The 15,799-nt window shown below is 51.9% G+C and carries 10 protein-coding genes; 5 read left to right on the forward strand and 5 right to left on the reverse strand.

The genetic code is table 11. From position 1 onward, the window contains the following. Positions 1-404: 404 nt before the first annotated feature. From fdnI to metG, 4 genes are all read right to left on the reverse strand, one after another. Complete coding sequence (gene fdnI, locus R9X49_RS02785) at positions 405-1,040, reverse strand: formate dehydrogenase-N subunit gamma (protein ID WP_271873818.1); 636 nt, start codon at positions 1,038-1,040, stop codon at positions 405-407. Then, positions 1,033-1,941: a formate dehydrogenase subunit beta gene (gene fdxH, locus R9X49_RS02790; RefSeq protein WP_319847114.1), complete on the reverse strand. Its 909-nt coding sequence runs from the start codon at positions 1,939-1,941 to the stop codon at positions 1,033-1,035. The genes fdnI and fdxH overlap by 8 nt, the downstream gene beginning before the upstream one ends. A 12-nt stretch (positions 1,942-1,953) precedes the next feature. After that, a complete protein-coding gene (fdnG, locus tag R9X49_RS02795) occupies positions 1,954-5,001 on the reverse strand; it encodes a formate dehydrogenase-N subunit alpha (protein ID WP_319847115.1) in 3,048 nt (1,015 codons plus the stop codon). A gap of 280 nt (positions 5,002-5,281) precedes the next feature. Next, positions 5,282-7,312: a methionine--tRNA ligase gene (gene metG, locus R9X49_RS02800; protein ID WP_319847116.1), complete on the reverse strand. Its 2,031-nt coding sequence runs from the start codon at positions 7,310-7,312 to the stop codon at positions 5,282-5,284. 222 nt (positions 7,313-7,534) lie between these two features. Between metG and apbC the strand changes: the two genes are divergently transcribed. From apbC to dcuC, 5 genes are all read left to right on the forward strand, one after another. Then, positions 7,535-8,644 carry an iron-sulfur cluster carrier protein ApbC gene (gene apbC, locus R9X49_RS02805; protein ID WP_319847117.1) on the forward strand — a complete coding sequence of 370 codons (1,110 nt, stop codon included), beginning with the start codon at positions 7,535-7,537 and terminating at the stop codon, positions 8,642-8,644. Positions 8,645-8,818: 174 nt separating this feature from the next. After that, positions 8,819-9,460, forward strand: a complete 642-nt coding sequence (gene udk / locus R9X49_RS02810) for a uridine kinase (RefSeq protein WP_015839564.1) — start codon at positions 8,819-8,821, stop codon at positions 9,458-9,460. Between the two features lie 244 nt (positions 9,461-9,704). Then, entirely contained in the window at positions 9,705-10,286 is a 582-nt protein-coding gene (gene dcd / locus R9X49_RS02815; RefSeq protein WP_225087396.1) for a dCTP deaminase, read from the forward strand. A gap of 63 nt (positions 10,287-10,349) precedes the next feature. Then, a complete protein-coding gene (asmA, locus tag R9X49_RS02820) occupies positions 10,350-12,185 on the forward strand; it encodes an outer membrane assembly protein AsmA (RefSeq protein WP_319847118.1) in 1,836 nt (611 codons plus the stop codon). 262 nt (positions 12,186-12,447) lie between these two features. After that, entirely contained in the window at positions 12,448-13,800 is a 1,353-nt protein-coding gene (dcuC, locus tag R9X49_RS02825; RefSeq protein WP_319847119.1) for an anaerobic C4-dicarboxylate transporter DcuC, read from the forward strand. Between the two features lie 69 nt (positions 13,801-13,869). On the opposite strand, the gene R9X49_RS02830 is transcribed toward dcuC, so the two are convergent. Beyond that, entirely contained in the window at positions 13,870-15,456 is a 1,587-nt protein-coding gene (locus R9X49_RS02830) for a TerC family protein (protein WP_319847120.1), read from the reverse strand. Positions 15,457-15,799: the final 343 nt, after the last annotated feature.

The following is a 15,799-nucleotide window of genomic DNA, read 5'->3' on the forward strand; positions in this document are numbered from 1 at the left end:
TGTGTTGACGATAGTGTGTTGTGTTGATGGCAGTATTGTTATGTTTTCTGCGTCACTACTTTATAGCTGTCTTTATGTCTGGATGTCTATTTAAAAATAATACTGCATCATAGCCATTGAGCGATAGTCGGGAAAGCGGGGAGAGTTATGACGTTTGGATGTAAGTTATAACGATTTGTGCTGACTGCGGATAAAAGAAAAATGCCCGCGAGGCGGGCATTTGAGACTGTTGAAAAACCGATTTGTCGAACGAAAACGGGAGTAGCGGAATAGAAGAGTAAAGCGTTTGCGCCAGGGATGGCGCAATCCGAGCTTACATGGACGTACTCGCAGCGTCTTTACGATCTATCCGTTACTACCGCACTACGGACTTTGTGAATACGGTGAGATCAAAAGCGAATGAATTATTTCTTCGCTTCTTTCTCTTCCATTTCACGTGCCCAGCGTGGGTGGTGTTTACGCGCCCAGCGTTTGGAAACTTTGCCTTCAATCATCCCTTTGATTGACCCTTTGACCCAGAACGCCATGTACATATGGATCAGGATGGCGTGGATAAGGACGATAGCCGCAACCGCATGAAGCAGGATGGCATAGCGCACGACATCAATCGGGAACAGGTGGGCAAAATAAGGGCGCCACATGATAATCCCGGTGATCAGCAGCACCAGCGTCAACCCCATGATGCTCCAGAACATCATCTTCTGACCCGGGTTGTATTTACCCACTTCAGCGACTTCATGCTCATTGCCTTTTAATACCTCAACAATATTGAGGAACCACGGCAAATCGCGCTTTTTCGGGATGTTATGGCTAACAAACCGGAAGAACATTGGGATCAGGCAGATGACGATCAGCACGCCAAAAAACGGGTGCAAAATACGTCCCATTTGTGGCGTACCAAACGTCTGCGTCAGCCATTGCAGGGTTGGGAAAAACAAAGCAATACCCGAGAGCGCGACCAGGAAAAAGCTAATCACCACAATCCAGTGACAGATGCGATCGATGAACTTGGTGCGCAAAATCATTTGTGGTTTACTCATGTTTGTCTCCCCCTTCTTTGTCTTCTCCCTCGTGCTCATGCTCCATTTCCTCGGTGTTAGGACCGACACCGACGTAGTGGAACATTAACCCGGCGAACGTGGCGACAAACCCTAACGCGGACAGTGGTTTCAGAATGCCTTTCCACAGATTGACCGGCGTGGAAATCTGCGGGTTGTCTGGCAGATTGTGATAGAGCGATGGTCTATCTGCGTGGTGCAGAACATACATCACGTGCGTACCGCCCACGCCCTGCGGATCGTAGAGGCCTGCGTGCTCATAACCACGGCTTTTCAGATCGGCGATGCGCTCTTCTGCCAGATGCTTCATCTCTTCTTTCGTACCGAAACGGATGGCACCGGTTGGACAGGTTTTCACACAGGCTGGTTCTTGCCCCACGCTGACTCTGTCGACGCACAGCGTACATTTATAGACACGGTTATCTTCTTTATTCAGGCGTGGAATATTGAACGGGCAGCCAGCGATGCAATAGCCGCAGCCGATACAATGCTCGGACTGAAAATCAACGATCCCGTTGGCATACTGAATAACGGCACCGGCAGAAGGGCAGGCTTTCAGACAGCCCGGATCGCTACAGTGCATACAGCCATCTTTACGGATCAGCCATTCCAGACGATCGTTCTCTTCCACTTCGGAAAAGCGCATCAGCGTCCAGGATTTGGCGCTCAGATCCGCCGGGTTGTCATAAACCCCGAGGTTATGGCCGACTTCGTCACGAATGTCATTCCACTCTGAACAGGCCACCTGACAGCCTTTACAGCCGATGCAGGTGGTGACATCGATCAGTTTTGCCACTTCGCTTTTGTCATTACGCACATGCGGAGGCGGTGTAAAGCCGTTGGTGGCCGAGCGTTTAATAATATCTTGTGATTGCATTGACATAGTTGGCTACCCTTACACCTTCTCTACATTAACCAAAAACGCTTTGTATTCAGGCGTTTGTGAATTAGCGTCGCCGACGCTCGGGGTGAGTGTGTTAGCCAGGAACCCTTTACGTGTGGTTCCCTCAAAGCCCCAGTGGCAGGGGATTCCAACGGTTTCCACGCTGCGTCCGGCAATTTCCAGCGTTTTGATACGCTTGGTGACCACCGCCTTGGCTTTGATGTAGCCACGCTGGCAGGAGACTTTGATTTCATCGCCTGCTTTAATGCCTTTGCTCTTCGCCAGATTTTCACCGATCTCAACAAACTGTTCCGGCTGCACAATCGCGTTAAGACGTGCGTGTTTTGTCCAGTGACGGAACAATTCAGTAATCGAGTACGTTGTTGCCACGTAAGGGAAGTCCTTCGCGGTGCCCATGGTTTTCGCATCACGGGCAAACAAGCGCGCTACCGGGCTGGAAATCACCGACGGATGCAGCGGGTTAGTGCCGATAGGTGATTCGATTGGCTCGTAGTGCTCAGGGAACGGCCCGTCGACCAGTTTGTCTACGGAGAACAGACGTGCCAGACCTTCCGGCAGCATGATGAACGGCCCGGTGTCTTTGCCCGGCGGTACGGTTGCGGCGAAATCAGGCACATCAATGCCTTGCCATTTCTGACCGGTCCATTCCAGCAATTTACGCTTGCTGTCCCACGGTTTCCCTTGCAGGTCGGCGGAAGCACGGTTGTAGAGAATGCGGCGGTTTTGCGGCCAGCACCATGACCAGTTTGGCGTACAGCCCAGACCGGCATCTGCGTTGTCGCGTTTATCCATCTGGTTACCTGCTTCTGTCCAGCTACCGGCATAGATCCAGCAGAAGCTGGACGTGGTGCCGTCATCGCGCAGCTGTGAGAAATCGGCAAGCTGCTGACCTTTTTTCAGGATCAGTTTACCGCTGTCGTCATAGATATCGGCCAGCGCCACACCGTTGGCTTCGCGGGCGATCTCTTCCGGATGCGGATCTTCCGGGTCTTTATAGTTCCAGTTGATGTTCATCACCGGGTCGGGATAAGCACCGCCTTCTTCTCTATACAGCTCACGCAGGCGCATCAGCAGCTTACCGAGGATTTTACCGTCGTGACGGGCTTCTCCTGGTGGCTCAGCCGCCGCCCAGTGCCATTGCAGCCAGCGACCCGAGTTGGCGATAGACCCATTCTCTTCGGCAAAGCAGGAAGACGGCAGGCGGAAGACTTCAGTCTGGATAGACTTTGTATCCACATCGTTGAATTCGCCATAGTTCTGCCAGAACGTAGACGTTTCCGTGACCAGCGGATCGATGATGACCATATACTTGAGTTTGGAGAGCGCTTCTGTCGCTTTATTCTTGTTGGAGAACGCGGCAACGGGGTTAAAGCCCTGAACGATGTAGCCGTTCATTTTGCCTTCCACCATCAGCTCGGTTTGCACCATGACGTCGTAGCTACGATCCCACTTCGGCAGCCAGTCATAACCCCAGTTATTCGACGCTTGAGCATTATCGCCGTAGAAACTCTTCATCATGCTGATAAAGAATTTTGGCGTGTTCTTCCAATAGTTAACCTGGTCAGGCAGCAGCGCGGTCGGCGTGATTTGTCCCAGATAGGTTTTCAGATCCGTCTGCTTTTCTGACGGCAGCGGCATATAGCCCGGCAGATTTAATGACAGCAGGCCCAGATCGGTATAACCCTGAATATTCGAGTGGCCGCGCAGCGCATTGATACCGCCGCCAGCCATACCGATGTTACCAAGTAAAAGTTGGATCATTGCCGCTGAGCGAATGATCTGTGCACCGTTGGTGTGGTGCGTCCAGCCTAAGGCGTACATGAACGTCGCCGTTTTGTTCGGCACACAGGTTTCGGCCAGCGTGCGGCAAATCTCTTCATAATCTTTGGCTGAGGTACCGCACAGGGATGTCACCATTTCTGGCGTATAGCGGGAAACGTGTTTTTTCAGCAGGTTCCACACGCAGCGCGGGTGAGATAGCGTGGTGTCGCGTTTGGCAAAGCCAGATTCATCAAGCTCATACTGCCAACTGGATTTATCATATTGACGTTTTTGTTCGTCGTAACCGCTGAACAAACCTTCGTCAAAGCTGAAATCTTCTCGTACGATCAGGCTGGCGCTGGTGTAGGACACCACATACTCATGATGAATTTTATCGTTTGTAATGAGGTAGTTAACGATACCTAACAGAAAGGCGGCGTCTGAACCTGCGCGAATGGGCGCGTAGAGATCGGCAACGGCCGCGGAGCGGTTAAAACGCGGATCGACAACGATCAGTTTTGCATTATTGTGCGTTTTCGCTTCAACGGCCCATTTGAAACCGACCGGGTGGGCTTCTGCCGGGTTGCCGCCCATGACGATGATGACGTTGGCGTTTTTGATATCAACCCAGTTGTTGGTCATGGCGCCACGGCCGAATGTCGGTGCCAGCGCGGCGACGGTTGGCCCGTGACACAGGCGAGCCTGGCAGTCGATGGCGACCATGCCGAGAGAGCGGGCAAATTTCTGGTCGAGAATACCGGTTTCGTTGCTGGCAGCAGAAGAGCACAGCATACCGGTAGTCAGCCAGCGGTTGACGGTTTCGCCTTTGGCGTTGGTACGTTCGAAGTTGGCGTCACGGTCAGCTTTCATCAGGCGCGCAATGCGTTCGATCGCGTCGTCCCAGCTGATTCGTTGCCATTTGTCTGAGCCTGGCGCGCGGTATTCTGGGTAGAGCAGGCGGTTTTCGCTGTGGATGTAGTCGACCAGACCCGCACCTTTCGGGCAAAGGGAGCCGCGGCTGACTGGGTGGTCCGCATCACCTTCGATATGGAAAACGGAAGGTTTTGCATTCTTGGCGCCATCTCCCAAGCTGTACATGAGCACACCGCAGCCGACCGAACAGTATGTGCAGTTGTTACGCGTCTCTTTTGCGCGTAACAGCTTATATTGACGTACTGATGCCATTGCTTCCGTGGGTGTAAAGCCCAATACCGCGAGAGTGGTTCCAGCCATCCCCCCCGCGCAAACTTTAAAGAAACCTCTTCTATTTAGTTGCATTAGTTTCCCTGTGTAATTATGTGTCATTTTTGTTGCGAGCAATTTAACAACACACAAGTTGTGGGCTTTGCGCGAAATCAAAATTTAAGTATTTAAACCCCCATTACACCTATAAAGAGGTATATTTTTTATTCGTTATATATTGTAATGCATAACGGTTTTGTTATTTCATGGTTACAAACTATGCGGAGCCGCGTGTCAGTCGGAAAGGAATAAACGGGGATTTGTGGAGAAATTGTTGCAAAAAAAAGCCGGATAAGAATCCGGCTTGATGTGATGATTATTTGACCTGCATACCCGGCTGGGCGCCGCTGTCTGGGCTTAGCAGGAAGATATCTTTCCCACCTGGCCCCGCAGCCATCACCATACCTTCCGATATACCGAAGCGCATTTTACGCGGTGCCAGATTGGCGACCATGACAGTTAAACGACCTTCCAGCTTCGCCGGATCGGGATAGGCTTCACGGATGCCTGAGAAGACCTGACGGGTTTCACCGCCTAGATCCAACGTCAAACGTAATAGCTTATCAGAACCATCAACCAGTTCAGCCTGCTTAATCAAGGCGATACGCATATCGACTTTAGCAAAATCGTCAAAGTTAATGGTGTCCTGCACCGGATTATCCGCCAGCGGACCGGACACGACCTTTTGCGCGGTGACCATGTCTTCTTTAGACGCGTCAACCATCGCGTTGACTTTATCCAGATCGATGCGGTTAAACAGCGCTTTGAATGGGCTAACCTGATGGCTCAGCAGTGGGGCGGTGATCGCGTCCCAGCTCAGTTCCGTGTTCAAAAACGCTTCTGTGCGCTGTGCCAGCGATGGCAGTACCGGCTTCAGGTACGTCATCAGCACGCGGAACAGGTTGATGCCCATTGAGCAAATAGCCTGTAGGTCGGCATCCCGACCTTCTTCTTTCGCCACAACCCACGGCGCTTGTTCGTCGACATAGCGGTTGGCAATATCCGCTAGCGCCATGATCTCACGAATGGCACGGCCTGATTCACGGCTGCTATAGGCTTCCGCAATGCTGACGGCAGCGTCGGTGAAGGTTTTGTACAGCTCGGCGTCGGCCAGTTTGTCCGCCAGTTTGCCGTCAAAACGCTTGTTAATGAAACCGGCATTACGCGACGCCAGATTGACGACCTTGTTCACGATGTCAGCATTCACGCGCTGCACGAAATCTTCCAGATTAAGATCGATGTCATCAATGCGAGAAGACAGTTTTGCCGCATAGTAATAACGCAGGCAATCGGCATCCAGATGCTGCAGGTACGTGCCTGCTTTAATGAAGGTGCCGCGTGATTTAGACATCTTGGCACCATTGACCGTGACGTAACCGTGTACGAACAGGTTCGTCGGTTTACGGAAACCGCTGCCTTCCAACATCGCCGGCCAGAACAGGCTGTGGAAATAAACGATGTCTTTACCGATGAAGTGATACAAATCCGCGTCTGAGTCTTTCTTCCAGAAATCGTCAAAATTCAGATCGCCACGTCTGTCGCACAGATTCTTGAACGACCCCATGTAGCCGATTGGTGCATCCAGCCAGACATAAAAATATTTGCCCGGTGCATCAGGAATTTCAAAACCGAAATACGGTGCGTCGCGGGTAATGTCCCACTGTTGCAGACCAGAGTCGAACCACTCCTGCATCTTGTTGGCGACTTGCTCTTGCAATGCACCAGAGCGCGTCCAGGCTTGCAGCATCTCGCTGAACGCGGGCAAATCGAAGAAAAAGTGCTCAGTGTCACGCATCTCTGGCGTGGCGCCAGACACCACTGATTTTGGTTCGATCAACTCTGTTGGGCTGTAGGTCGCGCCGCAGACTTCGCAGTTATCGCCGTATTGGTCGGCAGCCTTACATTTCGGGCAGGTGCCTTTGACGAAACGATCCGGCAGGAACATGCCTTTCTCTGGGTCATACAGCTGAGAAATGGTGCGATTTTTAATAAAGCCGTTCTCTTTCAGCCGACCATAAATCAGACCTGACAGCTCGCGGTTCTCTTCGCTATGCGTGGAGTGATAGTTGTCATAGCTGATATTGAAGCCAGCAAAGTCTTGCTGATGCTCCTGACTCATCGCCGCAATCATCTCTTCCGGCGCAATACCCATCTGCTGTGCTTTCAGCATGATTGGTGTGCCGTGGGCGTCGTCCGCACAGATAAAGTGAACCTGGTTGCCGCGCATTCGCTGGTAACGAACCCAAATATCGGCCTGAACGTGTTCAAGCATATGACCGAGGTGGATTGAACCATTAGCGTAAGGCAGCGCGCACGTTACCAGGATTTTCTTTGCGACTTGAGTCATGAGGAACTTGCTTTCTTTTGTGAATAGAGGGAGATCGATGTTAACCGATAGCGCCTTGCTGCGTAAACCGCTGGCGTGAGTAAAACGGCAGGAAACCACATGGCAGATTTTAATTTGCGTAGCGTTTCCACGTTTTTGACGCCGAAGGGCGTCAGGCTTCCCTCGCTCTGGTATGCTATATACGGTCTCAACGGTCAAATATGAGAATTTCAAGGAGCCGGAATGAACGCGACAGTCCCCGAACAACGCCCAGAAGCACTACGTGCGATGGTCACCGGGGTTTTATCTACTTTTCAGCACCCGACACTGAAAAATAACCTGACGACACTCAATGCGCTGCGCCATTGTGCGCTGCTGGATAACGTGCTGCATATCGAACTGACGATGCCGTTTGTCTGGCTGAGCGGTTTGGCAGTATTAAAAGAAACGGTGAGCGATGAGTTATTACGTTTATCAGGCGCAAAGGCGGTCGAATGGCGCTTAACGCATGATATCGCTACGCTGCGTCGTGTTAACGATCAGGCCGGCGTGAAGGGTGTTAAAAACATCATTGCCGTCAGTTCCGGGAAAGGCGGGGTCGGCAAATCGAGCACGGCGGTCAACATGGCGCTGGCGCTGGCGGCTGAAGGCGCGAATGTGGGCATTCTGGATGCCGATATCTACGGCCCTTCTATTCCCACTATGCTGGGGTCGGCCAGTGAGCGGCCAACCTCGCCGGACGGTCAACACATGGCGCCGATTATCGCGCACGGTCTGGCAACCAACTCGATTGGTTATCTGGTCACGGACGATAACGCGATGGTGTGGCGTGGGCCAATGGCCAGCAAGGCGCTATTGCAACTATTGCAGGATACGCTTTGGCCGGATCTGGATTATCTGGTGTTAGATATGCCGCCGGGTACGGGCGATATTCAACTGACGCTGGCGCAGAATATTCCTGTCACCGGTGCCGTCGTCGTGACGACCCCGCAGGATATCGCGCTGATGGATGCCATGAAGGGCATCGCGATGTTTGAAAAAGTCAGCGTGCCAGTACTGGGCATTGTTGAGAATATGAGTGTACATATCTGTAGCAACTGTGGGCATCTGGAGCCGATCTTCGGTACGGGCGGCGCGCAGAAGCTGGCGGAGAAATACCACTGTTCCCTGTTAGGCCAGCTTCCGCTGCACATCTCCCTGCGTGAAGATCTTGACCGCGGTGAGCCGACGGTCGTCAGCCAGCCGGACAGTGAATTCACTTCTCTGTACCGTGAACTGGCGGGGCAGGTTGCCGCTCAGCTTTATTGGCAGGGTGACACGATTCCCGGCGAAATTTCTTTCCGCGCGCTGTAGTCCGCTATAAGGCCGGGCTCTGTCCCGGCTTGACCTGCGCCAGTCCTCGTTTCTCTGGGGCGCAATACGCGGAAAGGGTGGCGTGAAGGGGGCTAACTCCCTATAATTGCCGCGTTAAAGCGCCTGTTGGCGCATTCCCCTCTCTTTATTTATGTTAATCAGGTCGTTAATACCATGACTGATCAGTCTCACCAGTGTGTCATCATCGGGATCTCAGGAGCATCCGCTTCAGGTAAAAGTCTTATTTCCAGCACCTTGTATCGGGAATTACGCGATCAGGTCGGCGATCAGCATATCGGGGTGATATCTGAAGACAGCTATTATAAAGATCAAAGCCACCTGACGATGGAAGAGCGGGTAAAAACCAACTATGACCACCCAAGTTCGATGGATCACAGCCTGTTGCTGAAACATTTGCAGATGCTAAAAGCGGGTCAGGCGATTGAAGTTCCGCAGTACAGCTATGTTGAGCACACTCGCAAGCAGGAAACGGTGCATATCGAGCTGAAAAAGGTCATTATCCTGGAGGGTATCCTGTTGCTGACGGATGCACGCCTGCGCGATGAGATGAATTTCTCTATTTTTGTCGATACGCCGCTGGATATTTGCCTGTTGCGTCGTATGCGCCGCGACGTGAATGAGCGAGGTCGTTCAATGGATTCCGTGATGGAACAGTATCAGAAAACCGTGCGTCCGATGTTCCTGCAATTCATTGAGCCATCCAAGCAGTACGCCGATATTATCGTGCCGCGCGGTGGTAAAAACCGTATTGCGATTGATATTTTGAAAGCCAAGATAAGCCAGTTCTTTGAATAAGATGTCCTGAATCATTCAGGTTGCGTGAAGGCGGCAATCGAGCGACAAATCGGTCTAACCGATTTGAACAGCGCTAGCGCTGGCCCGAAGGGTGAACCTCATAAAATGAGGTTCATTCATCCCCAGGAGCTTACTCAGGTAAGTGACTGGGGTGAGTAAGGGCGGCCAACGCGCAAGCAGCTTGAAGTATGACGGAGATAGATGAGGTTTATCTGATAGATACCGGTGTGGAATGGAGAATAAGATGAGACTGTGTGACCGTGACATTGAAGCCTGGCTGGATGATGGCCGACTGGTGATTACGCCCCGTCCGCCAACCGAGAGGATCTCTGGCGCGACCGTTGATGTTCGCCTGGGAAATCAGTTTCGTGTCTTCCGCGGACACACCGCGCCTTTCATTGATTTAAGCGGACCGAAGGATGAGGTCAGTGCGGCGCTGGATCGCGTCATGAGTGATGAAATCAATTTACCAGAAGGTGAGGCGTTCTTCCTGCATCCGGGAGAGTTAGCGCTGGCGGTGACGTTTGAGTCAGTTACGCTGCCTGATGATTTGGTCGGCTGGCTGGATGGTCGTTCTTCGCTGGCACGCCTGGGATTGATGGTTCACGTCACCGCGCACCGCATTGATCCAGGTTGGCAAGGAAGAATTGTGTTGGAGTTCTATAATTCAGGTAAGTTGCCGCTGGCATTACGCCCCGGCATGATGATTGGCGCTCTGAGTTTTGAACCGCTTTCAGGGCCGGCGGCTCGTCCATACAACCGTCGTCAGGATGCCAAATATAAAGACCAACAGGGTGCGGTAGCGAGCCGGATCGATAAAGACTGAGCGTCTGGCGACAGGCTTGCAAGGTAAAAAGCAGGTGGCCGTGCGTTTCGCAATGAGGATGGCATGAGAAGATTTCTGACGACGCTGGCAATTCTGCTTGTTGTGCTGGTAGCAGGAATGACGGCTTTGGTCGTACTGGTTAATCCCAATGACTTCCGCGCCTACATGGTGAAGCAGGTTGAGGAACGTAGCGGCTATCGCCTCCAACTGGACGGCGATCTGCGCTGGCATGTTTGGCCGCAGCTGAGCATATTATCCGGCGGGATGTCGTTAAGCGCGCCAGGTTCCAGCGTACCTATTGTCAGCGCGGAGAACATGCGCCTTGATGTGCAACTGTGGCCGCTGTTGTCGCATAAGCTCGCGGTCAAGCAAGTGATGCTGAAAGGGGCGATTATTCGCCTGACGCCGGAAAGCGAAGCCAAACAGGCCAATAATGCCCCAATTGCTCCGGCGGGTTCGCAAGCCCCATCTGAAGAACGACGCTGGCGGCTGGATATCGATAAGATAAAAGTCGCCGATAGCCTGTTGGTTCTGCAACGCAGCAACAACGAACAAATTAATGTTCGTGATATTAATCTTGCTATGGAGCAGAGCAGTGATCGGCAGGTCAACATCGAATTATCAAGCCGCATCAATCGCGATCAGCGCGATATTGCTTTCTCTCTTGCCGCAGATGTCGATTTGCTGCATTTCCCTCAACAGATCAATGCCAATATCACCAAGCTGGACTACCAGCTTCAGGGCGCGGGCATTCCGGCAAGCGGTATCAGTGGAACGGGAAGCGTTCAGGCAAGTTATCAACAGCAGCCTGAAAAAATCACCTTTAGCCAGCTTTCACTTAATACCAATAATAGTCAGTTGTCGGGGGCGGGCAGCGTGACGCTGGGAGATATCCCACATTACGATTTGGATTTGTTGTCTGAGAAGCTGGATTTGGATTCCCTGCTGGGAATCGAGGTAGCAAAGGCCAACAACGTCTCCAAGGCACCCGTTAAATCATCAGCCCCCGTCATTTCCAATGAAAGTGGGTTAACCAAGCCAGAAGATAGCTTACAGGCATTCACGGCGCGTCTGTCGCTACAGGCTGCGACGATGATCTACCGTGGGCTTGATGTCCGCCAGTTTACGCTACGGGCAGAGAATCAGCCGGGACTGCTGGATATTACAACGTTGAGCGGCGAACTGGGCAGTGGGCATTTCTCATTACCCGCTAAAGTCGTGACGAAGCCATCAACTAACATCACGTTACGCCCAGAACTCAAGGATGTTGAACTGTCTCAACTGATGTCCGCGTTTGCGCAGCCCGCTGAGACAGTCAGCGGAAAATTCTCGATGGCAGGACAGTTCAGCGGCAACAGCTTTACGCTACCTGCGTTGCTCCAACAGTGGCAGGGAACGGCAACGCTGCAGGCCAATGGTGTCCGCCTACAGGGTTTGAATATTCAGCAAATGGTGCAGATGGCTGTCGCACGTAGTAATGGTAATGTGCGAGGGCAAGAGCGCTACGAGCGTTACACTGAGCTACAACAGCTGACGGGAAAAGCCCAGTTGAACGCGGGTAAGTTACGCCTTACCGATCTCAATGGCCGTTCAGAACTGTTGTCACTAAACGGTGTTGGGCAATTCGATTTGCCTGCTCAGACCTGTGATGTCAATTTGAATGTCTCTATCACTCAAGGATGGCAGGGCGATGAGCAGTTGGTCAGCGTGCTGAGAAACACGGCGATCCCGTTACGCGTCTATGGCGAGTGGGATAAATTAAATTATCAGCTACAGGTAGATCAACTGCTGCGTAAACGCCTACAGGACGAGCTGAAGAAGCGCCTGAATGACTGGGCCAGCCAAAATCAGCAAAGCCAAAAGGGTAAAGACCTGAAGCAACTCCTCGATCGTCTTTAATTTTCTAAATACGCCGTTTTAGCTGGTTTGCTGACACCTGTCAGCAAACCAGCAGCCTTTCCCTAACGTTTTCCCCTGGTTTGTCATCCTTCTCCAGACCGGCTTTGTGCTCGGTGTCTCTTTTTTAATGTTACATGTTAATATTTTTCTCTTTTTTTATTTTCTAAAGCAGTAAACTTCGCTCCCTATTTTCGGTGCGGCGTTACTCCGCTGCCGGGGAATGTCTGTCAGATAATTTATTACTCAGGTATCAAAACACACTATGCTCGAACTTTTGATTGGTGTTGCTGTAACGATTCTGGTCGGTCGTTACATTATAAAAGGGTACTCCGCGACTGGCGTGTTGCTGGTGGGAGGCCTATTACTATTGGCAATCAGTGCCATGCTGGGAAAAAACGTATTGCCAGCCAGCGCGAAAGCGACAGGCTGGAGCGCAACGGATATTGTTGAATACGTAAAAATTTTGCTGATGAGCCGCGGTGGCGATCTCGGCATGATGATTATGGTGCTGTGTGGTTTTGCCGCTTATATGACGCATATCGGTGCCAATGATGTCGTCGTCAAACTGGTTTCCCGTCCGCTGAAAATGATCAACTCGCCTTATTTACTGATGATTGCGGCCTATTTTGTCGCCTGTCTGATGTCGCTGGCGGTGTCATCGGCAACCGGGCTGGGGGTGCTGTTAATGGCTACGTTATTCCCCGTTATGGTGAACGTCGGGATTAGCCGCGGAGCTGCTGCCGCAATCTGCGCATCTCCCGTGGCGCTAATCCTGTCGCCGACGTCGGGCGACGTAGTGCTAGCTGCTCAGGCATCGCAGATGAAATTAGTGGATTTCGCCTTTAAGGCCACGCTACCTATTTCTATCATGGCGATCGTGTGTATGGCCGTCGCGCATTTCTTCTGGCAGCGCTATCTGGACAACAAAGCGAATGTCAGCCATGAGATTCTGGACGTCAGTGAAATCAAGACCGATGCCCCGCGTTTTTACGCCATTCTGCCGTTTACGCCGATCATTGGTGTACTGGTATTTGATGGTAAATGGGGGCCGGAACTCCACATCATCACCGTGCTGGTGATCTGTATGGTGCTGGCTGCGGTGCTGGAATTTGTCCGCTCGTTCAATGCACAAAAGGTGTTTGACGGGCTGGATGTGGCTTATCGTGGTATGGCCGATGCCTTCTCTAGCGTTGTCATTCTGCTGGTCGCGGCCGGTGTCTTTGCTCAGGGACTTGGCACTATTGGCTTTATCAGCGGCCTGATTGGCCTTGCGCAGTCATTTGGCAGCGGCGGGCTGGTGATTATGCTGGTGCTGGTTGCGATCACGATGCTGGCTGCGATGACGACCGGTTCAGGCAATGCACCGTTCTATGCGTTTGTTGAGCTGATTCCGAAGCTGGCGTCGCAAATGGGCATCAATCCAGCCTATCTGGCCATTCCGATGCTTCAGGCTTCCAATCTGGGCCGTACCATTTCTCCGGTATCCGGTGTGGTGGTTGCTGTTGCCGGGATGGCAAAAATATCCCCGTTTGAGGTGGTGAAGCGTACATCGGTTCCTGTTCTGGTTGGGCTGATAGTGGTGGTTATCGCCACCGAGATCATGGTGCCTGCCTGATAGGTAATAGAAAACAGCCCCTACCGAACGGAAAGGGGCTGTTGATAAACGCGGTATTTTACGCCGCTATCACACTTCAAAATCAGTCTGTGGTTCGTCGTTTGGGGTGATGTGAACCTCCACGATCCGATGGCTTTCCACCGCCAGGATAGTGAACTGATAACCATCGATTGATAGTGTATCGCCCACCTGTGGAACCCGCTGCGCGTGCTCCATCAATAGTCCCGCCAACGTATAGTATTCGCGCTTTTCATCCAGCATCAGCGGAACATACATCGTCAGGTCTTCCAACGGAATATAGCCATTTGCGGTCCAACTGCCGTCGTCATTCTGCTGAATACTGTGGCGTGCATCGCGATCTTCTCCTTCGCGCGGCAGGTTGCCCGCGATGGTTTCCATCACGTCACTTAATGTAACAATCCCTTCCATCGAACCAAATTCATCAACGACGAACGCAAAATGTGTTCTTCCTTCTCTAAACTGTTCTAAAGCCTGCAAAAGCGAAAGCTGTTCGGGAAAAACCAGCGGCTGACGAATCAGAATGCGCAAGTTAAACGGCTCGCGGTTCAACTGCTGCTGGAGTAAATCAGCAACATATACGATCCCCAATGGCTCGTCAGAGGTACTGCTGTCGGTTACCACGAGCCGGGAGTGCTGGTTGGTTGTTAGCAGTTTAGCGAGCGCATCCTGTGTAATATTCAGCTCAACCGGTTCGATATCATGCCGCGACGTCATAATGCTGCTGATGGTTCGCTGTGCCAGTCCCAATACCCGCTTGATCATCCGGCGTTCCTGAAGGTTGAACACCTCCTGGCCTGCCCGGGTGTTGTCGGCAATCATGGATGAGGTTTGGTTGTCTAGCTCAGCTTCTTCGTGGTTGCCGCGCAAAATACGCAAAACGACCTCTGCGGTACGCTGGCGTAGTGGAACCGAAGAGGAAAGGAAGCGTCGACGGTTAAACATGGAAACCTGATTCAACATCTCAATCAGCACCGAGAAGCCTATTGCCGCGTAGAGATAACCTTTAGGGATGTGGTAACCAAAGGCGTCTGCGACCAGACTGAAACCAATCATCAGCAGGAAGCTAAGACACAGGATGACGATGGTCGGGTGTTCCGCGACAAAACGGGTCAGCGGTTTGCTGGCCAGCAGCATCAGGAAGATGGCAATGGTCACGGCGGACATCATGACCAGCAGATGATCGGTCATACCGACGGCAGTAATCACCGAGTCCAGTGAGAATATCGCATCCAGTACCACGATCTGTGCCACTACCGGCCAGAATCGGGCTCCTTTACGCTGGGCCTGCTGTTCTTCATCCTTACCTTCGAGGCGTTCATTGAGCTCCATCGTGGCTTTAAAGAGCAGGAATAGCCCGCCAATCAGCATGATGACATCACGAGCGCTGAATGTGTGCCCAAGGAGCGTAAAGAGGGGGGTAGTCAAAGACACCAGCCAGGAAATGGACGCCAACAGACACAGGCGCATAATCAGGGCAAGCAACAGACCGACGACTCTGGCTTTATCGCGTTGTTCTTTTGGTAGTTTCTCAGCCAGAATGGCGATGAAGATAAGATTATCAATGCCCAGAACCAGTTCCAGGACAACCAGCGTGGCCAACCCGGCCCATATCGTTGGATCAGCGATCCACTCCATATCTATTTTTTCACCTTTAAATGAAGATAACTTCGATAGCGTATCAGGGCAGACACAGATGAACCAGAATTTGCAGGGATATTCTTTTCTTTGCTGAGGCCAGCAGTGCCGTTGGTAGCCTGTCTATCCGCGTTTTCTCTCACTTTTATATGGCAGTTGACCTATATGAATGTTGTGTGACGAGTTGTTTAAAACAGCGTGAAAAAGCAGCGATAAGCAAGATTTTCAGAATTATGAGCGGGATAGGAAGCGTTAGTGTTTGATAGTGTTGGTAGACAACGCATAGAATACGTGTGCCGATTTAACAGGATTTTTACGACAGGGAGGCTCAGGTTTTTGCTAT

This window comes from Pectobacterium carotovorum (genome assembly GCF_033898505.1).
Taxonomy (GTDB): domain Bacteria; phylum Pseudomonadota; class Gammaproteobacteria; order Enterobacterales; family Enterobacteriaceae; genus Pectobacterium; species Pectobacterium carotovorum_J.

What these genes read in the sequence shown, in the direction of transcription:
- fdnI (WP_271873818.1), bottom strand. Translation starts at nt 1,040, where the DNA reads ATGAGTAAACCACAAATGATTTTGCGCACCAAGTTCATCGATCGCATC.
- fdxH (WP_319847114.1), bottom strand. Translation starts at nt 1,941, where the DNA reads ATGTCAATGCAATCACAAGATATTATTAAACGCTCGGCCACCAACGGC.
- fdnG (WP_319847115.1), bottom strand. Translation starts at nt 5,001, where the DNA reads ATGCAACTAAATAGAAGAGGTTTCTTTAAAGTTTGCGCGGGGGGGATG.
- metG (WP_319847116.1), bottom strand. Translation starts at nt 7,312, where the DNA reads ATGACTCAAGTCGCAAAGAAAATCCTGGTAACGTGCGCGCTGCCTTAC.
- apbC (WP_319847117.1), top strand. Translation starts at nt 7,535, where the DNA reads ATGAACGCGACAGTCCCCGAACAACGCCCAGAAGCACTACGTGCGATG.
- udk (WP_015839564.1), top strand. Translation starts at nt 8,819, where the DNA reads ATGACTGATCAGTCTCACCAGTGTGTCATCATCGGGATCTCAGGAGCA.
- dcd (WP_225087396.1), top strand. Translation starts at nt 9,705, where the DNA reads ATGAGACTGTGTGACCGTGACATTGAAGCCTGGCTGGATGATGGCCGA.
- asmA (WP_319847118.1), top strand. Translation starts at nt 10,350, where the DNA reads ATGAGAAGATTTCTGACGACGCTGGCAATTCTGCTTGTTGTGCTGGTA.
- dcuC (WP_319847119.1), top strand. Translation starts at nt 12,448, where the DNA reads ATGCTCGAACTTTTGATTGGTGTTGCTGTAACGATTCTGGTCGGTCGT.
- R9X49_RS02830 (WP_319847120.1), bottom strand. Translation starts at nt 15,456, where the DNA reads ATGGAGTGGATCGCTGATCCAACGATATGGGCCGGGTTGGCCACGCTG.